The following is a 19287-nucleotide window of genomic DNA, read 5'->3' as shown; positions in this document are numbered from 1 at the left end:
CTTTTTTTCAAACCAAATATGGTTAGTTCCTCCTCACTCTACGTGATTTCATAGATTTATTCGTTTCTTTTTCCAGAGCGATTACTCCAACCAAACCAATAATTGGTAAATTTAATATTTCTTCTATTTCTTGCTCTGATTTAAACCTTGTATCCAAAAACTCTAGTAAAAAAGCTAAAATGATTCCCACCATTAATCCACCAACAGTTGCACTAATAATATTTAGTAGCTTATTTGGTTTTACTGGTTTAGGATTATCTATTAGATTAGCTACTGATAGAATTTCTATATTATCAACATTCATTAATATAGGGATTTCCTTTTTAAAGACATCTGCCAACGTATTCGAAATTTTCACGGCCTTAGATGCTTGTTTGTCCATAACTATAATATTTACAACTTGTGAGTTATTTGCACTAGATACTGTAATTTGTTCCGCTAAACTATCTGATGTTTTATCTAACTCAAGTTTTTCTATGACTTTCGATAATATTACAGGACTTTTAATGATGACATTATACGTATTTATTAATCGTAAATCTGTTTCATTATTCTGTGCCCATTGATATTGTTCGATATTAGATCTTTTTTGATTTACTAATATTTGCGTTTCTGCTTGATAGATTGGTGTTAATAAATAGTAGCTAATGATTACAGCTGCAGCACTTGCAATAACTGTACAGCTTAAAACAAGGAACCAACGTTTTCGAATTGTTGTCAATATGTCTTGTAAAGTAAGCGTTGTCTCCAATGATCTTCACCCCTTATCCGAATACCCTGTTAGTATATTTTCAAAAAAATATGTCGCTGCTGTGCCATTCAATTTCAAAAAGCTATCATTAATAGAATCGGATTCAGAGATTTTTTCCTTCTCTTCACTTTTGATTATATTATTGTACTCCTCAGTTTATTCTAAAACCTTCCCTCGTAATTATGAGCCTATCATTTTTTCATTAGTGAATTTACTTCAACCAACAAATAATAAAAATGACTTGCAACATATTTATGATTATTTTCAAAAAAACAATACTTCCAATTTTTATGGAAGAACCACTTTCATCAAATAATATCTATAAAAATTCCTCTATTTATTGATTAAATGCTTGTTGAAGCTGTAGTAGTTTATCGGCTGCTACATCACGATTCTCCCCTACTACCCCAAAGTAAAATTTGCATTTAGGTTCTGTACCAGAAGGACGAATAGCTACCCAGGAACCGTCTGCTAACATATACTTCAGCACATTTTCTTTCGGTAACTTTAATACTTCAATAGAGCCGTCCGCAAGTTTTGCTACCCCACTTAAATAATCTTCCACACGTACAACTTCAACACCGGCAAGCGTAAGCGGTACATTTGCTCGGAAGTTTTCTAAAATCCCCTTCATCTGCTTTTGCCCAGCTTGCCCCTCAAACACATGTGACTCAAGTACTTCCTTGTAATAACCGAACTGCTCGTATAAATCATCCAGCGCATGCAACAATGTCTTGCCTTGCTTGGCATAATAACCAGCCATTTCTGCTGTGACAAGTGCCACTTGCACCGCATCCTTATCCCGTACAAATTTTTGGATTAAATAACCGTAACTCTCCTCATATCCAAAAACAAATGAATGGTCTCCTGTTAGTTCAAATTGCTCAATTTTCTCAGCGATATATTTAAAGCCAGTTAACGTATTTACTGTTGCTACACCAAATGCCTTCGCCACAGCCGCGCCCAGCTCCGATGTAACAATTGTTTTCAACATCACGCTATTAGGCGTAAGTGTACCTTTTTCAGATTTCGCCTGCAAAATATACTGTAACAACAACGCACCAAGCTGATTCCCTGTTAATAATTTATAGCCATCCCCATCACGGACAGCCACACCTAGTCGATCTGCATCTGGATCTGTAGCTAATAGTAAATCAGCTTCTTTCTCTTTCCCTAGCATCATCGCTAGTTTAAATGCCTCCACGTCCTCAGGATTCGGATAACTCACTGTCGGAAACGCTCCGTCCTGCGCTGCCTGCTCAGTTACTACAGTTACCTCACTAAAGCCCAAAGCCGACAGTCCTTGCATTACCGGTACTAAGCCCGCCCCATGTAGAGGCGTGTACACAATACTCAAATCTTTCGCTACTTCCACATCACTTCGCTCCTGCAAATAAGACAAGCACGCACTATAAGCTTCATCGATTTCATCTAACATAAACGTACTTATTCCATCCAATTGGAGCTGTTCAAAATTGGTCAACTCAACAGCAAACAAATCTTCAATTTCATGCATATAAGACACAATCGCATTTGCACCGGTCGATGTAAGCTGCGCCCCGTCTTCACCATATACTTTAAAGCCATTATATGTCTTTGGATTATGACTCGCTGTAATGACAACCCCTGCCACTGTCCCTAAATGGCGTACTGCAAACGACAGTTCCGGCGTTGGACGAGATTCACTAAAAACAAAACTTCGCACACCTAGCGCACCTAGTACACATGCTGTTTCAAGTGCAAACTCATATGAAAAATGACGTGTATCATAGGCAATTGCCACACCCCGCTGCTTCGCTTCCTCACCAAACGACGTAACATAACGAGCAAGACCATACGCCACACGACGAATTGTATATACATTCATACGATTTGTTCCAGCGCCTAGTAATCCACGCACCCCACCAGTACCAAACTGTATATACTGATAAAAGCGTTCCTCTATTTCTTTACTATCTTCCTCAATACTTTGTAGATCCTTGCGTAAATAATCGGGGACATTTGCCGCTTGCCAAGCTTTAAAGCGTTCCTGAACGATTATTTTTTCCATTACACTCACATCACACCTTCTTTACTTTCGTCTATACATACATATATCATCATAAAAACATGCAGAACCTTACTAGCATAAAAAGAAATAAATATCATATAAAATGATTTTGGTTGATATTTCAAACACGTAATTTTTCTAATGTCGAAATCGATAAGGGTAAACAATTTAAAAATTCTGATATTTTTAAGTAGATCTACATACTCTCTAAAATAATTCTAATCACGCGTTTTAGTTTTGCTACTGCTATTTTCCAATCAGAAGGTAAACAAATACCTGTCTCACATAAATTTCACTCACAATATCGGTTCCTTTATGCGCATTAAATGGACAATAAAAAATGTGCCTTCAAATTCTGCATCATCTTTATACGATCAACTTGACGAAATGCTACTGCATATCGATTATATTTAGCACCTTTCTGCAATACCATCATATTTTTCTAAAAATTGGATACAACCGAGTACTACATTCCGTTTTCTATTAGTTCAGTATTTAGAAATAATTTTTTCCCACCATTTACCACTCTTAATCTCCGCTAGTTCTAACATAATAATTGGTTGATTGTTAATAATCCTATAATTATTCTCTAGTAAAATATCAATTGTATCTAATTGCTTTTTCCTTTCCAGATAATAAAGTCCCTCTTGAAAATGATATGACCTTGTCGTTAAATTATGTGCATCCGAGCCATATGTGTGAACATAATTAGCCCTTACAAGATCCAATGATAATTTTTGAATTGCCTTTCCAAAATGTCCTGCAAGACTTCCTGCTGTAATTTGAGTAAAAGCTCCTTCGCGGATAAGTGGCTCAAGTCTACTAGGATTCTTAGCAATTGCAAGATTTCGTTCAGGGTGCGCAATAATTGGTGTATAACCAGATGCCTTTAGTGCGATAATCATATCCTTCGTGTAGGTTGGAACTATATTTGAAGGTAACTCAATAAGTACATAATTTGAATTTGCCAAAACATGTAGTTGTTTATGATTTAATAAATTCACCATTTGGTCGTTTAATCGAATCTCATGTCCGCTATGTAACGTAAGTGGTATTTCATTTTGTTCAATCAATTCACGTAAATGCTTTAATTTTGTTTGTACTGTTGAATAATCAGCATCAAAATGAGGATTGAGGGCATGAGAAGTTGATATTATCTCCGTTATTCCCTCCTTTACGGCTTGTTTCAACATCAGTAATGATTCTTCTTCTGTTCTTGGTCCATCATCTATATCGAATAAAATATGTGTGTGTATATCAATCAAACGTATCACAGCTTTCTATTTTTTTTATTCAATTACTCATCAATATTTATTTGAATCGCAATTGTTATAAAACTTATTGAATAATAAAGCTTTCCCATATCTATTTTTATGAAATGATTTTAAAAAAATGATACGATCAATGAAGTTTTCAATGATTCCTTCAATTTATTTTTTGACACAGAAAAAGCTCTGCAAGACCTAAGTCTCACAGAGCCCCTATTATTATCTATTATTTCGCATACTCTACGGCACGTGTTTCACGAATAACCGTTACTTTAATATGGCCTGGATAATCAAGTTCTTCTTCAATTCGCTTACGAATGTCTCGTGCTAAGCGATGTGAAGCCAAGTCATCAATTTTTTCAGGTTGTACAATTATTCGGATTTCACGACCAGCCTGAATCGCAAAGGATTTTTCTACACCATCATAGCTTTCGGAAATTTCCTCTAATTTTTCAAGTCTACGGATATAGTTTTCAAGCGTCTCACTTCGAGCACCCGGACGAGCTGCTGATAACGCATCAGCTGCAGCCACTAATACGGCAATAACAGATGTTGCTTCTGTATCACCGTGGTGAGAAGCAATACTGTTTATAACGACCGGATGTTCTTTGTATTTTGTTGCTAATTCCACACCGATTTCGACGTGGCTACCTTCAACTTCATGGTCGATTGCCTTACCAATATCATGTAATAAGCCCGCACGGCGAGCTAATGCTACATCTTCACCAAGTTCAGCAGCGAGCAAGCCTGCTAAATATGCAACCTCAATTGAATGTTTTAGGACGTTTTGTCCATAGCTTGTACGATATTTCATGCGGCCTAAAATCTTCATTAAATCTGGATGTAAGTTATGAATGCCTATTTCAAATGTTGTTTGCTCACCTGTTTCGCGGATTTGTTCATCCACTTCACGACGAGCTTTTTCCACCATTTCCTCAATTCGAGCAGGGTGAATACGGCCATCCTGTACAAGTTTTTCAAGTGCAAGTCGCGCCGTTTCACGGCGAATTGGATCAAAGCCTGATAAAATAACCGCCTCTGGAGTATCATCAATAATTAAATCTATACCTGTTAACGTTTCCAAAGTTCGGATATTACGACCTTCACGACCGATAATACGACCTTTCATTTCATCATTTGGCAAGTTCACGACAGATACTGTTGTTTCTGCAACGTGATCTGCTGCAAAACGCTGCAGTGCTAGTGATAAAATTTCACGTGCTTTTTTATCTGATTCTTCCTTCGCACGTGTCTCAGCTTCCTTCGTCATCACAGCAATATCAGTTGTTAGCTCTTTTTCTACTTCTCCTAAGATAATAGCTTTTGCTTCATCTCTAGTTAAAGCAGAAATTCGTTCTAATTCTGCTTTTTGCGCGGCAACGAGCTCGTCCACTTTGCTTTCCATCTGTTCAATATGCTGTTGTCTTTCGGTTAGAGCTTGTTCTTTACGCTCTAAGCCTGCTTCTCTCTTATTTAGAGCATCATCCTTGCGATCAAGATTCTCTTCTCTTTGCAATAAACGGTTCTCTTGTTTTTGAAGTTCTGAACGACGTTCACGAATGTCATTTTCTGCTTCAGTACGAAATTTGTGAGTTTCATCTTTGGCTTCAAGTAGTGCTTCTTTCTTCAATGCCTCCGCTTCTCGTTTTCCTTCTTCAACGATTGTTTCAGCGACATGTTTAGCACCAGTGATTTTTGAGTCATTCACTTTTTTCATGTAGATATAGCTAACAGCGGCACCAACGATGAGTCCAAGCAAAGCGGAGATGATAGTAATTCCATCCATATGAACACCTCCTCTTGCTATTTGGGTAATACAGTTTCAGTCGGCGCATACACCTATTTCGCCTTAGCATAATTGTGTTCCGGATTTTGAATTGTTTCAGGCCTGCACGAGGACCGACACGATGTTGGTCATTTCGGTAATGCCATAGAACGTGACACTTTTACAGATGCAGGTCAGCTAGCCGTTTTCGCAGGATACGAAGATTTCAGGCCAACATCCTTATATTCATTCCTTTCAAAATCCGTGACATCCGCCAGAGGCTTTCTCTTCATCTAAACGAAGATAAAATGTACTGCCTATTTAAAGTCATAATTCAGAAATTATACATATTTAATTGTATAGCTAGGCTCAAACTCTGTCAAGGATAGTCGGGCACATGTTCGCCCCTCCAGAGGAAAAAGTAAGTCATATCCATTAAGAGAATTATTTCCCTAATACTTTTACACTAACCCTTTTTTTAACTTTTTACATTAATACATAGCAGCAGTACTTAGGAAGTATTTTTACAACTATTTATTTTTTGATGAAAACTTTATATACCTGGTTCTACATCAAATGTTACGGTATAGAAAAATATGAAGCTTCCGTCACTTTAATAATTCTATCCGTCAGCACCTCTTCCTGTCCGTCGGCTCACTGCCAAGCCTCCTCGATTTGTTGATACAAACACTGCGGTTCCTGACTAACCCAACAATAACATGTGGTTGATTTCCATTCCGACAGGCCGCTTTCCTGATGCTGTCAGGGTAACAAATGCTTTTTGTTTTAACAAATGTCTTCCACAACTTTTGCTGATGAGCTAAATGTATGAATATCCTAACAATTATTATAAAACCATATTCCCAAGTATGTGTAAATAAAAAAATGCATTGCTCTCACTATAAGAGTGGGAACAATGCATTTATATTATTCATCTTCAAGAAGAAGCTTTAATTCCTCATCCATATCTTCCTCTTCATCATGCGCAGCAATTGTGTAAGATGAAGATGCAATACCGTAAGAAGCACGGATTTTATTTGCGATGTCATCTAGTACTGCTGGATTTTCTTTTAAATATTGTTTAGCATTTTCACGACCTTGACCTAGGCGCTCATCACCGTAAGCATACCAAGAACCGCTTTTTTGAACGATATCTAGTTCAACACCTAAATCGACTGTTTCGCCCTCTTTTGAAATTCCTTCACCGTACATAATATCAACTTCAGCTGTACGGAATGGTGGTGCCACTTTGTTTTTGACAATTTTAATTTTTGTACGGTTACCCATAATGTCATTGCCTTGTTTAATAGCTTCCGCACGACGAACCTCTAAACGTACTGAGCTGTAGAATTTAAGCGCACGTCCACCAGGTGTTGTTTCTGGGTTTCCGAACATAACACCAATTTTTTCACGAATTTGGTTTATGAAAATGGCGATCGTTTTTGATTTATTAATAGCACCTGAAAGCTTACGTAAGGCCTGAGACATTAAACGGGCTTGTAAACCAACATGCGAATCACCCATATCTCCTTCGATTTCCGCTTTCGGAACTAATGCTGCTACGGAGTCAATAACGATGATATCGATAGCACCACTACGTACTAATGCTTCTGCGATTTCAAGCGCCTGTTCTCCTGTATCTGGTTGAGATAATAGAAGTTCATCAATATTGACACCCAATTTTTGTGCGTAAATTGGATCTAGTGCATGCTCAGCATCGATAAACGCTGCTTGTCCACCATTTGCCTGCACTTCTGCGATGGCATGAAGAGCAACCGTTGTTTTACCTGATGATTCTGGGCCGTATACTTCAATAATACGTCCACGTGGATAACCACCAACACCTAATGCAGCATCAAGTGCTAGCGAACCACTTGAAGATGTAGCGATTTCTAAATCAGTCTTTTCGCCAAGTTTCATGATGGAACCTTTACCAAAATTCTTTTCAATTTGTTTTAACGCCTGTTCTAAGGCAGCTTTACGATCACTCATTCATTTTCCTCCTTCGAAAACTGTTCACTGTTTTTCTCTATCTCTACTATACTTGTTTTTAAGAGAAGACGCAAGAAAAAAGCGAACGTTTATTCGTTTTTCTTCAAAATAAAAATTTGGGTAACTTTTATTACCCAAATTTCTATTTTCACCTCTATTTAGTAGCGTTTTGTAAAGCCTCTTTCTTCCAAAAGCTGCATTAAATAATGACATGTAAACTTCACCGTACGAAGTCGATTAGTATTACGCATACCCGATAAATGAAGTAAATACGTAATTGGCTCTTCATTGCCAATCGCAATACCAATCCAAACCGTCCCCACTGGTTGATGATCATGGGCTGTAGGACCTGCTGCACCTGTTAATCCGATACCTATATCTGTATCAAACTTTTTACGTACAGCACTAGCCATAGCCGCTGCACACTCACTGCTTACAATCCCATGTGTATTTAATAATTCTTTAGAAATACCGAGTTGCTTAATCTTAGCCTCTTCTGTATACGTCACAACGCCACCAACAAGGGCATCCCCTACACCTGGTATCTCTGCAAGCTCTGACTGAAATAATCCCGCTGTTAAACTTTCTGCTGCAGAAATTGTTAACTTATTATCTAGTAACATTTCTACTGTTTTAGAGGCAAGAGAATCATCATCTATACCGTATTGATAGTCCCCAACAAGCGCTTGAATTTCTGCTACCTTTGCGGTAATAAGCTGCTGTGCTTCTTGCTCCGTTTCTGCCTTGGCAGTTACACGCAATGTAACCTCACCGTCAGCAGCAAGTGGAGCAACAGTTGGATTTGTTTGCGAATCTAAAATATCTTGGACACGTACCTCAAGCTCTGCCTCTCCAATTCCATAAAAACGCATAACATGAGATGTAATAACCCCTCCAGCATTTAACATCGCACCAAGCTTTGGCTTTGCTTCAAACTGGAACATTGGCTCAAGCTCTTTGGGTGGTCCAGGAAGCAAAATATACGTACGCCCATCTTTTGTTAGTATCATGCCTGGTGCCATACCGTGATGGTTTGCAAGCACCCCACTACCTGCTAGTATTAGAGCCTGCTTACGATTATTGTCCGTCATTGGACGTCCTCGTTTTGCAAAAAATTGCTCAATATTTGTCAGTGCAATGTCATCAAATTCAAGAGTAACGTCAAGATGACGAGCAATCGTTTCCTTTGTTAAATCATCCTTTGTAGGACCAAGTCCACCAGAAAAAATGATTAAATCAGCACGAGTCTCTGCAATAGAAATAGCCTCTTCTAAACGTTGTGCATTATCTCCAACAACTGTGTGATAATACACATTTATCCCTAACTCGGACAACTGACTAGAAATGAATCTTGCATTTGTGTTCGAAATTTGACCAAGCAATAACTCTGAGCCAACTGCAAGAATTTCAGCATTCATGATCCTCAAGACCTCTCTTATTTAGACTCAAGTAAGACACGTCGATTTAGATAGAAATAATCCCATCCAGACCACAGTGTAAAGAACAATGCGATATATAACATAATTGTATCAAATGGAATACCGATAAGTGTAAAGATTGTATTGTGTAAAAGTGCTGCTCCGATGGCCACAATTTGAGCCCACGTTTTAATTTTACCAAGCTGGTTCGCCGCAACAACTTCTCCTTCACCTGCCAATATTAAACGCAGGCCAGTTACTGCAAACTCACGGCTAATAATAATTATTATTATCCAGGCAGGCGCCATATCAAGCTCTACCATTAAAATAAAAGCTGCTGAAACTAGTAATTTGTCAGCAAGTGGGTCTAAAAATTTCCCAAATGTTGTCACAAGATTATACTTACGTGCATAAAAACCATCCACCCAATCAGTCGTTGAAGCAATAATAAAAATGAGTGCACCTACAAAATGATGAACAGGCATCTCCGCACCGAATAGTGACATTGTTCCCCAGCCAAAATCAAACATCATAACAATGACAAAGAACGGAATAAGTAAGATTCGAGAGATGGTAATTTTATTTGGAATGTTCATTTTTCTAACACCTTTCATGATGAAAGAAAGTAGCCATCGCTAGATGACTACTATTCTTTATTGAAATTGATGACGATGTTTTGCGTTACAATTTGCTGTGCATACGTTAAAGGCTCGTCATTAATGTATACTTTAGCTTGTGTTGAGTTACCTAAGCGGATACGAGCATAATTTTGAGAAGTTGCGTCGAATTCTACTACTTCTCCTGCATTATATACACGAGTATCTGTTAGTATTTCTTGTTGCTGTTGGTTTCGAATACCGATAAATGTAGGACCAGATACTTCAATACGTATTTTGAATGTTTTTGCACCTGTTAACGTGTACGAAGTTGTAGCCTTATCCGCTTCAACAGTCCCAGCTGAAATCGATTGCTTAACCTCTTCAGTTTGCTTTTCGTCCGGTGTTCCCTGTGCTGAATCTGTTGAATCTGTTGAGTCTTGTTTGTCATTTGTTTGAGCTTTTTTATTTTCTTTTTCTTTATCTTTTTCTGTATCTATTGGTTTTGCTTTTGTATCATATTCTATTTCTGATGGAGTTGAATCGTCTCTATCATTTGGTCCTGCACTATTTCTAGACTGCATAAGCACCCAAATTGCTACAATAATGACAATGATAAATAAACCAACGATTATTTTTGGCATTGCCTCCATCATTTTAGTAGAAGGGCCCTTTGAAACTTTTCTTCTACTTGGGCTATTCGTTATCGATTGACTTACTTGATTGTTTGTAGTACCTGGCAGCTCGCTTTTATACGTTTCTAAAATTTCCTCTGCGTTCAAATCAACAGCGTCTGCATATTGCTTAATAAAAGCTCGTACATAAAACGAACCAGGCATAATCGAATAATTGCCCTCTTCAATACCTACTAAATAACGCTTTTGAATTTTCGTTATTTCTTGTAAATCGTCTAAGCTGTAGCCTTTAGACAGTCTCGCCTCTTTCAGTCGAGTTCCTAATTCCGCCACTCATAACACCTACTTTAATATCAAATTAAAAATTAAATCCTCCAAATGAATTGGATTCGGACATCAACTGGGTTTTTTCCATTATTTCATACGAAATTTCTTCATCTGGGTGATGACGTAATTCAATGATATAATCAAAATCCTCAATCTTATATTCTGAATGCTGAACAAACATGTCTGGATGCTCGACGACCTTAATGGAAGGCATACTCATCATTTCACGCACTAGTTGTAAATGCCGCTCATCAGTTGAACGACGTGTCACAATGCCATCTAATATAAAAATATTATTGTCACTGAATTCATCACCAGCAAGTTTATTGCGAACAGTCTGCTTAATCATTGTAGATGATAAAAAAATCCACTTTTTATTGGCACATACACTTGCCGCTACAATTGACTCGGTTTTGCCAACACGAGGCATTCCACGTATTCCAATGAGCTTATGTCCTTCTTTTTTAAATAGCTCAGCCATAAAGTCAACTAAAATACCAAGTTCATCTCGTACAAAGCGGAAGGTATTTTTTTCATCTGCATCTCGAGGAATATAATGACCGTGCCTAATGGCTAAACGATCACGGAGTTTAGGTTGTCGAAATTTGGTCACGTTAATATGTTCCATTGTCGAAACAATTGTACGAAAACGCTCAATTGTCTCATCATTGTCTGTATGCACTAACATACCACGTCGATCCTCATCGACACCATTTATTGAAATAATATTGACACGAAGCATCCCTAAAAGTGAAGCAATATCTCCTAATAATCCAGCGCGATTCACCTGAATTTCATATTCAAAGTACCAATCGCTCAAAACACATTCGTTCCCTTCCTATTAGTTAACGTAAAAAATCCTTTATAAGTTCCATCATAGCTGATTTTTTATGTAATGGAAAGTTAGAATACATGGAATTATGGTGTTATTTTTAAAAACTTACTAATTTTTTTTTGAACGTTTAAAATAGGCTTACATACGTTCCCTTTTCTATGCAAAAATTGCTTTTTTATATAAAAAAAAGAGGAGATAGCTCTCCTCTTTTTTTACTGTACATGCTTAGTTTGTACAAGTTTAACGACACAATTCGCCAATGCATGTTTTTCATCTTCAGAGGCAACGCTCCATAAATCCGACAGCACTCGCTCTTGTTCATTTTTAGGATCGACATTTGTCGCCAAATATTCCCCAATTTGTACAGCAGCTGATTGAATCATTTTCTTTGGCATGCCGCTTGATTCGGCTTGCATAACATTTTGACCTAAAAACGATGTCCATTTTTGCCAGTTTTCTAAAATGGTCATATGTTCCTCCTCCTTTACACATCTAGTATGTGCAAAAAAGAACATTATATGTACCAGCCACCGTTTAATCTAATTATTTGTCCCGTAACATAATCTGCATTGCCAGAAAGGTAAAAGCGCACCATTTCAGCAACATCTGTTGTTTGTCCAATTATACCTAGGGGAATGTCCTCTAAAATATATTCAAGCTCCTCTTCGCTTAAATGACTGTTCATCGATGTATTAATAAAGCCAGGTGCAATGGCATTAACACGAATTCGTGACAGTGCCACTTCTTTCGCATATGACTTCACAAAAGCATGCTGGGCGCCCTTCACAGCCGCGTAAAGTGCTTCACCAGCCGATCCAGCCTCTCCCCAAATCGAACCGATAAAAAGCACATAGCTGACATCATGAGCGCGAAGCTTTGATGACAGCAATGCCGTCAGATGCATTGGATTTTGCACATGGACACGCCATAATGCATCCATATCCTCCACCGTAGTATCTTCAAGAAGAGAATAATGCGACTGACCATTTGCAAAGACAATCGCTTGCACATCAAAAATTTGTGAAGCTAACAATTGCGCCCCTAATATGTTCGAAAAATCTGCCTGTACAAGCATAAATTCCTGTTCAGAGAAGTTTTCTGAAAGAGAGCAGTATAAAGCCTGTGCTGCTTTCTCATTGTTTGAAAAGTGTATGTAGAGGGACCAGCCGTCTTTTGCCAGACTCTGACAAATAGCACGACCAATCTCACCAGATGCACCTAATACAAGGGCAAACTTTTTCACTGTATACCCTTTTCTGTAGGTAAAATTTTAAAGACAGTTTGTTGAGACTCACCTTGAACTGAAGAAAATGCTTTTTTCAAATCTTCGATTTTTAGTTCTTCTAGTACAGGCACGACATCGAACAAATTCATATCGTTAAACGAATAACGTGTAAATTGGTTGGCGATAAATTCAATAGAGTTCAGAGCACGTAGGAAGAAACCAATTTTTTTACGTTTTACTCGTTCTAAATCGGCACTCTCAAATTGTGCATCTCCATCATATTTTGCTAATTCTTCCTTAATAGCTTTCTCTAATGCAGCTGGCTCTGTAGAATCTGAGCCAATCATAGCAAAACCAAAACCATTTTCTAACGTGAAATCAAATGCATACGTTTCATCAATTAAACCATCTTCATAGACACGCTCATAAAAATTAGATGTACGTCCAAAAATAAGCTCAAGTGCGATTTGAACAGACAGCTCATGTTTTAACATGTCACGACCGGAAAGATTTGTTTCTTTTGCTTTTAAGCCGATATAAACCTTTGGCTTTTGTACATCCATATGCAACTCGCGCTCTTTGATAGCTACCTCAGTCGGCTCTTTATCAAAGAAGCGTTGAATTGGTGTTGGTTCAGGGAATTCTTTTTTGCCTTGATTGTCACGAATAAACGTCATCATTTCATTAGGATCTACTGCGCCTATGACAAACAATAACATATTGGACGGATGATAAAATGTATTGTAGCACGTGTATAAATGGTCCGCTGTAATGCCATCAATCGACTCTATTGTACCAGCGATATCAATTTTTACTGGGTGATTATGATACATATTTTCGATTGCACCAAAATATAGGCGCCAATCTGGCTGATCATCGTACATTGTAATTTCCTGACCAATTATGCCCTTCTCCTTATTGACTGTTGCTTCAGTAAAGTAAGGCTCTTGAACAAAATTTAATAATGTTTCTGTGCTGTTATAAATATTGTTCGTCGAAGAAAATAAATACGCTGTACGTGTAAATGATGTAAAGGCATTGGCCGAAGCGCCGAATTCACTAAATTTTTGGAAGACATCTCCATCTTCTTTTTCAAACATTTTATGCTCTAAGAAGTGGGCAATGCCATCCGGTACAGTAATGCTTTCAGTTCCACCAATTGGCACAAATGTACGATCAACAGAACCGTATTTTGTGGTGAACGTTACAAATGTTTTGGAAAAGCCTTTTTTCGGTAAAATATAGACATCTAAGCCATTCTCTAATTTTTCATAATACAATGTTTCATCTAATTGTTTGAATTCAATTGTTTTCATTGTGCGGCTTGCTCCTTCCCAGATAAGAAATAGACCGCTTCAAGCTGTACTTGCTTTGCCATTTCAACAATATCTTCCTTTGTTACAGCTTTCCATTTGTTTGCCCAAGTTTCAACAGAGAACTCCTCAGGTAAATCTTTATATTGGTCAAAAATTTCTATTTGTCCTCGTGCAGAATCCAATGATTCTTTTAGCTGATTCGTCAGCATTGCCTTTGTTTGCTCTATTTCCAAATCTGTAATATCGCCTGCTTGCATAACAGCAAGTTGTTCCTTAATTAGTGATAGTGCTTTTTCTTCATTCTTTGGTTCAATCCCAGACACAACAAAGACTAAGCCATAATGTGATGCATATGAACTTGACGCATAGTAGGCTAAACTTTCCTTTTCACGAACATTCATAAATAATTTGGCATGTGGATAGCCACCAAATACACCATTAAAGATTTGCATTTTGGCGAAATCAGGGTCACCAAATCGTACTGGTGTACTAAAGCCAATATGCATCTTCCCTTGCTTCATTTCTTGTTGTTCACGTACATAATCATTTTGTGGATGCTGTTGCGGAAGCACAGCAGGGACTTCTTCAGGTGTACGATCGTTAAATGGTAGCGCTTTTTTCAGTTTCGCTACGATTTCGTCTTCATTGATATCACCCGCGACATAAATGTCTATTTTATCATCAGCAAGCATGGATTGATATGCTTCAAACAATGACGTAGGGGTAATTTTTTGAATGTCCTCGACAGTTCCGTTAGCAGAAGTAGAGGCTGGTTCATTTGGACGTAAAATTTGTTGAATGCGTTGCTGCGCAAAACGTGATTTATCGTCAAAAATGGACTCAATACGCTGAATGACCGTTTTCTTTTCACGTTCTACAATAGATTCTTTAAATACATCATTTTCTAAATTTGGTTCAAATATTGCTGTATGCAATAAATCAAGTACCTCGTTTAAAACACTTGTATTTGCCAAAAAATGATCATTAACGGTTTCTACATTCATTAGTACTGTATGTTCATTACCACGTTTAGCTGTGTCAAAATATAACACTGTGCCATACAAATCATCCAAGAAACTTCGGAATGCAGCTGTTGTCTTATATTTAGCATTACTGTGTTGCAACACATTTGTTAACACTGTACGTTCAGATGCATTTGTGGCCGTTAATGCTCTTCTCCATTTAATTGAAAAATTTACGGTTTTAAATTGGGTTGTTTGTCGGATATGCAAATTTACACCTTTTGCAAAAGGTATTGTTTTAAACATATATAGAACCCTCCTTATCTTTCTTAATATAACAAAGTACTACACATACTATACATGTCTATTGTCTATAATTGCAAAAAGAATCCAAAGTATGTATATGATATGTGTGAAATTGCATTTGGTTGATTGAAGAACCTGTTTATACTAGCAAATAAAGATCAACCTCCAACCATTATTTTCCCAAACACTCAAGATATGTACAAGGAAAAAGACTGAGCATTTTCGCCCAGTCTTTAGTGTAAATAATTATCTGTTTTTTAGCGTTTACCCTTAATATAAGGTTGACCACTAGCTTTTGGCGCATTTGCTTTACCGATAAATCCTGCTAATGCAAAAATAGTTAAGACATACGGTAAAATTTGTAGGTACACAGCAGGAACATCTTGAATGTAAGGAATTCCGCTTCCTGCAACACTTAACGTTTGTGCTACTCCAAAGAATAAAGCTGCACCTAATGCACCGATCGGATGCCATTTCCCAAAAATCATTGCAGCAATGGCCATAAAACCTTGACCCGCAATTGTTGCATGTGAGAAATCGTTTGTAATTGATTGCGCGTACACTGCACCACCAAGACCACCTAATGCCCCAGAGATAACAACAGCAATATAGCGCATTTTATTAACATTTACGCCCATTGTATCTGCGGCCATTGGATGTTCACCAACAGCGCGTAAGCGTAATCCAAACGGTGTTTTATAAATGATAAACCATGCCCCAATAGCTACTGCAAAAGCTAATATCGATGTACTGTAGACATTTTGGAATAATAATGGACCAAAGAACGGGATGTCCTCTAAATAAGGGATAGCGAAACGATTTATTGCATAGGCTTGGTCAATCATATCTGTTTGACCTTTACCATAAATCATTTTTACTAAGAATACAGTTACCGCTAAACCTAATAAGTTGATAGCAACCCCCGATACCGTTTGATCGGCACGGAATGAAATTGAAGCAACTGCATGGAGAAGTGAAAAGATTCCCCCAATAATGACAGCTGCCAACATTGCCACCCAAATTGTTGCTGCACCGAATGTTGAAGCAAATTCTAGATTAACAAAAATACCAACAAATGCACCAACAATCATTAAACCTTCTAGTCCGATGTTTACAACACCAGAACGTTCAGAGAATACACCACCGATTGCCGTAAAGATTAAAGGTGTGGCATAAAGAATTGCAGAAGGGATGATGAAATATAACATTTCTAAAAAGCTCATGTTATTGTCCCTCCTTTTTCTTGCTCAATTTTTGTAATGCTACTCGTATGATATAGCCTGATGCTACAAAGAAAATAATTAACGCAATAATAATAGATACGATTTCCTCTGGAATACCCGCAGCATTTGGCATATTTAACGCACCGTATTTTAGTGAGCCGAATAATGAAGCTCCAAATACTACCCCTAGTGGTGTATTGGCACCAAGTAAGGCCACGGCGATACCATCGAAACCTATACCAGTAAAGCCTGCCTTAATAGAGGCGTTTCCGAAAGTACCTAGTGCCTCCATCGCACCACCAAGACCAGCGAACATACCTGAAATCGTCATAGCTAAAATAATGTTTTTATTAACGCTCATACCAGCATATTCTGCAGCATGCTTGTTAAAGCCTACCGCTTTTAGCTCATATCCACGTGTTGTTTTTTCTAAAATGAACCACATAACTACTACCATTAATAGTGCAACAATGATCCCATAGTGAAGACTTGAATTGTCTGTAAGCTCTCTTAAAAACGGAGAACGTAATGAAGCTGATTCATGAACACGTTCTGTTTTAAAGCTACCGTCAGACAATTTTTTAATCACTGCATTTGCAATATAAAGCGCAGTATAATTTAACATAATTGTCGCAATAACTTCGTGAACTTTAAATTTCGCTTTTAAGAAACCTGCAATAAAGGCCCAAAATGCACCTGCAGCTGCTGCCGCAAGCAATGCTAATGGTAAATGAATAATTTTAGGTAGTTCAAATGCATACCCTACCCAAGCTGCTGCTAGCCAACCTAAAATTAGCTGACCTTCAACACCGATGTTGAATAAACCTGTGCGAAAGGCAAATGCTACCGCAAGACCCGCCAATATGTACGGTGTTATTTGACGGATTGTGTTCCCAATTGAATATGAATCTCCGAAAATACCTGTCCAAAGGGCACTATAACCTTGTACTGGGTCATAGCCGCTGACTACCATTACAATAGCACCAACAATTAAACCGATAATGATAGAGATGATAGGAACGAGTATATTAATGACACGATTAGACATTAGTCGTTCCCCTCCTTAGCATCATTCATGTTATTTTTACTACTTTGTCCTGCCATTAATAGACCAAGCTCTTGTTCTGTTGTTTCTTTTGGATGTAACTCATCAACAATTTGACCATCATAAATAACAGCGATACGGTCAGAAACATTCATGACTTCATCTAATTCAAATGAAATTAACAGTACTGCTTTTCCTTTATCACGTTGCTCGATAAGGCGAGAGTGAATAAATTCAATAGCACCTACGTCAAGGCCACGTGTCGGTAAAGCAGCAATCAATAAATCTGGATTACGATCAATTTCACGACCGATAATAGCTTTTTGCTGGTTACCACCTGAAAGGGCACGTGCTGGAGTCATTTCACCATTACCAGTACGCACATCATATTCCTCAATGATTTGGCGTGCTTTTTCAGACACTTTCTTATAGTCCATGACAAAGCCCTTAGCGATTGGAGACTGATAATATGTTTGCAGTACGATATTATGGCCAATTGGGAAATCTAATACTAAACCGTGCTTATGGCGGTCTTGTGGGATATGCCCAACGCCTTCCTCAGTTATTTTTCGAGGTTTCATATTTGTAATATCTTTGCCATTTAATTTAACAGAACCACTCTTTATTTTACGTAGACCAGTTATGGCTTCGATTAATTCAGATTGTCCGTTGCCATCGATACCTGCGATACCAACAATTTCACCTTTTCGTACTTTTAAGTTCAGACCTTTTACTTTATCGATATTACGGTAGTCTGTAACAATTAAGTTTTCGATTGTAAGTACTTCATCAGTTGGTTTGGCTTCTGTTTTTTCTGTTTTAAATTCGACTTGACGACCAACCATCATTTCAGCTAATTGGTTAGGATTTGTTTCAGCAGTTATTACTGTTCCAATCCCTTCACCTTTTCGAATAATCGTCACACGATCAGAGACTTCCATAATTTCTTTTAGTTTATGAGTAATTAAAATAATAGATTTGCCCTCTGCAATTAAACGGCGCATAATTTGAATTAGCTCAGTAATCTCCTGTGGTGTTAAAGATGCCGTTGGTTCGTCAAAGATTAAAATTTCTGCACCACGGTATAGTGTTTTTAAAATTTCAACACGCTGTTGCATCCCTACAGTAATATCTTCGATTTTGGCATATGGATCAACATCTAAACCATATTTTTCAGAAAGTGCTTGCACTTTCTTTGCCGCATCTTTAATGTTTACAATCCCCATTTTTGTAGGTTCAGAACCTAAAATAATGTTCTCGGTCACTGTAAAGTTTTCCACTAACATAAAGTGTTGATGGACCATGCCAATCCCTAAATCATTGGCCACATTTGGGTTTGTAATCTTAACAGCCTTCCCACGAACTCGAATTTCGCCACCCTCTGGTTGATACAAACCAAAAAGGACGTTCATTAAAGTCGATTTACCTGCACCATTTTCACCTAGTAATGCATGGATTTCGCCTTTTTTCAGTTGGAGGGTGATGTTATTATTCGCCACGAAATTACCGAATTCTTTTCGGATTCCTAGCATCTCAATCACGTGTTCCAATTTCGTCACTCCCTTAATAGGCA

General features: G+C 37.8%; 16 protein-coding genes. All 16 read right to left on the bottom strand.

What is annotated here, in order from left to right; genetic code table 11:
- Positions 1 to 22: 22 nt before the first annotated feature.
- Positions 23 to 751, bottom strand: coding sequence for a YveK family protein (locus ACQKNC_RS05550; protein ID WP_427423855.1), 729 nt, complete (start codon positions 749 to 751; stop codon positions 23 to 25).
- A gap of 337 nt (positions 752 to 1088) precedes the next feature.
- Complete coding sequence (locus ACQKNC_RS05545; protein ID WP_427423933.1) at positions 1089 to 2801, bottom strand: phospho-sugar mutase; 1713 nt, start codon at positions 2799 to 2801, stop codon at positions 1089 to 1091.
- Positions 2802 to 3289: 488 nt separating this feature from the next.
- Entirely contained in the window at positions 3290 to 4066 is a 777-nt protein-coding gene (locus ACQKNC_RS05540; RefSeq protein WP_427423854.1) for a tyrosine-protein phosphatase, read from the bottom strand.
- Between the two features lie 229 nt (positions 4067 to 4295).
- Positions 4296 to 5855, bottom strand: a complete 1560-nt coding sequence (gene rny / locus ACQKNC_RS05535) for a ribonuclease Y (protein ID WP_427423853.1) — start codon at positions 5853 to 5855, stop codon at positions 4296 to 4298.
- Positions 5856 to 6761: 906 nt separating this feature from the next.
- Positions 6762 to 7826: a recombinase RecA gene (gene recA, locus ACQKNC_RS05530; RefSeq protein ID WP_370075167.1), complete on the bottom strand. Its 1065-nt coding sequence runs from the start codon at positions 7824 to 7826 to the stop codon at positions 6762 to 6764.
- A gap of 158 nt (positions 7827 to 7984) precedes the next feature.
- Positions 7985 to 9244 (bottom strand): competence/damage-inducible protein A, encoded by a 1260-nt coding sequence (locus ACQKNC_RS05525; protein WP_427423852.1) that lies wholly within the window; start codon positions 9242 to 9244, stop codon positions 7985 to 7987.
- 17 nt (positions 9245 to 9261) lie between these two features.
- Positions 9262 to 9840, bottom strand: a complete 579-nt coding sequence (pgsA, locus tag ACQKNC_RS05520; RefSeq protein WP_427423851.1) for a CDP-diacylglycerol--glycerol-3-phosphate 3-phosphatidyltransferase — start codon at positions 9838 to 9840, stop codon at positions 9262 to 9264.
- 50 nt (positions 9841 to 9890) lie between these two features.
- Entirely contained in the window at positions 9891 to 10808 is a 918-nt protein-coding gene (locus ACQKNC_RS05515) for a helix-turn-helix domain-containing protein (RefSeq protein WP_427423850.1), read from the bottom strand.
- 25 nt (positions 10809 to 10833) lie between these two features.
- A complete protein-coding gene (locus ACQKNC_RS05510; RefSeq protein ID WP_427423849.1) occupies positions 10834 to 11622 on the bottom strand; it encodes a DUF3388 domain-containing protein in 789 nt (262 codons plus the stop codon).
- 227 nt (positions 11623 to 11849) lie between these two features.
- Positions 11850 to 12107, bottom strand: a complete 258-nt coding sequence (locus ACQKNC_RS05505) for a DUF3243 domain-containing protein (RefSeq protein WP_427423848.1) — start codon at positions 12105 to 12107, stop codon at positions 11850 to 11852.
- 44 nt (positions 12108 to 12151) lie between these two features.
- Complete coding sequence (gene ymfI / locus ACQKNC_RS05500; RefSeq protein ID WP_427423847.1) at positions 12152 to 12880, bottom strand: elongation factor P 5-aminopentanone reductase; 729 nt, start codon at positions 12878 to 12880, stop codon at positions 12152 to 12154.
- Positions 12877 to 14178 carry an EF-P 5-aminopentanol modification-associated protein YfmH gene (gene yfmH, locus ACQKNC_RS05495; protein ID WP_427423846.1) on the bottom strand — a complete coding sequence of 434 codons (1302 nt, stop codon included), beginning with the start codon at positions 14176 to 14178 and terminating at the stop codon, positions 12877 to 12879. Before yfmH ends, ymfI begins: the two co-directional genes overlap by 4 nt.
- Entirely contained in the window at positions 14175 to 15446 is a 1272-nt protein-coding gene (gene yfmF / locus ACQKNC_RS05490) for an EF-P 5-aminopentanol modification-associated protein YfmF (RefSeq protein ID WP_427423845.1), read from the bottom strand. Before yfmF ends, yfmH begins: the two co-directional genes overlap by 4 nt.
- A gap of 257 nt (positions 15447 to 15703) precedes the next feature.
- Positions 15704 to 16669, bottom strand: a complete 966-nt coding sequence (locus tag ACQKNC_RS05485; protein ID WP_427423844.1) for an ABC transporter permease — start codon at positions 16667 to 16669, stop codon at positions 15704 to 15706.
- 1 nt (position 16670) lies between these two features.
- Entirely contained in the window at positions 16671 to 17717 is a 1047-nt protein-coding gene (locus ACQKNC_RS05480; RefSeq protein ID WP_427423843.1) for an ABC transporter permease, read from the bottom strand.
- A complete protein-coding gene (locus ACQKNC_RS05475; protein WP_427423842.1) occupies positions 17717 to 19264 on the bottom strand; it encodes an ABC transporter ATP-binding protein in 1548 nt (515 codons plus the stop codon). Before ACQKNC_RS05475 ends, ACQKNC_RS05480 begins: the two co-directional genes overlap by 1 nt.
- Positions 19265 to 19287 lie beyond the last annotated feature (23 nt).

Origin of the sequence: Lysinibacillus sp. NPDC094177, assembly GCF_050279145.1 — a bacterium.
Lineage (GTDB): Bacteria > Bacillota > Bacilli > Bacillales_A > Planococcaceae > Lysinibacillus.
Note: the sequence above shows the minus strand (reverse complement) of the source record. Positions and strands in the feature narration are given on the sequence as shown.

Excerpts from the sequence above, each read along its gene's own strand:
- ACQKNC_RS05545 (WP_427423933.1), bottom strand. The coding sequence starts at position 2,801 with ATGGAAAAAATAATCGTTCAGGAACGCTTTAAAGCTTGGCAAGCGGCA.
- rny (WP_427423853.1), bottom strand. The coding sequence starts at position 5,855 with ATGGATGGAATTACTATCATCTCCGCTTTGCTTGGACTCATCGTTGGT.
- recA (WP_370075167.1), bottom strand. The coding sequence starts at position 7,826 with ATGAGTGATCGTAAAGCTGCCTTAGAACAGGCGTTAAAACAAATTGAA.
- ACQKNC_RS05525 (WP_427423852.1), bottom strand. The coding sequence starts at position 9,244 with ATGAATGCTGAAATTCTTGCAGTTGGCTCAGAGTTATTGCTTGGTCAA.
- pgsA (WP_427423851.1), bottom strand. The coding sequence starts at position 9,840 with ATGAACATTCCAAATAAAATTACCATCTCTCGAATCTTACTTATTCCG.
- ACQKNC_RS05505 (WP_427423848.1), bottom strand. The coding sequence starts at position 12,107 with ATGACCATTTTAGAAAACTGGCAAAAATGGACATCGTTTTTAGGTCAA.
- yfmH (WP_427423846.1), bottom strand. The coding sequence starts at position 14,178 with ATGAAAACAATTGAATTCAAACAATTAGATGAAACATTGTATTATGAA.
- yfmF (WP_427423845.1), bottom strand. The coding sequence starts at position 15,446 with ATGTTTAAAACAATACCTTTTGCAAAAGGTGTAAATTTGCATATCCGA.
- ACQKNC_RS05485 (WP_427423844.1), bottom strand. The coding sequence starts at position 16,669 with ATGAGCTTTTTAGAAATGTTATATTTCATCATCCCTTCTGCAATTCTT.
- ACQKNC_RS05480 (WP_427423843.1), bottom strand. The coding sequence starts at position 17,717 with ATGTCTAATCGTGTCATTAATATACTCGTTCCTATCATCTCTATCATT.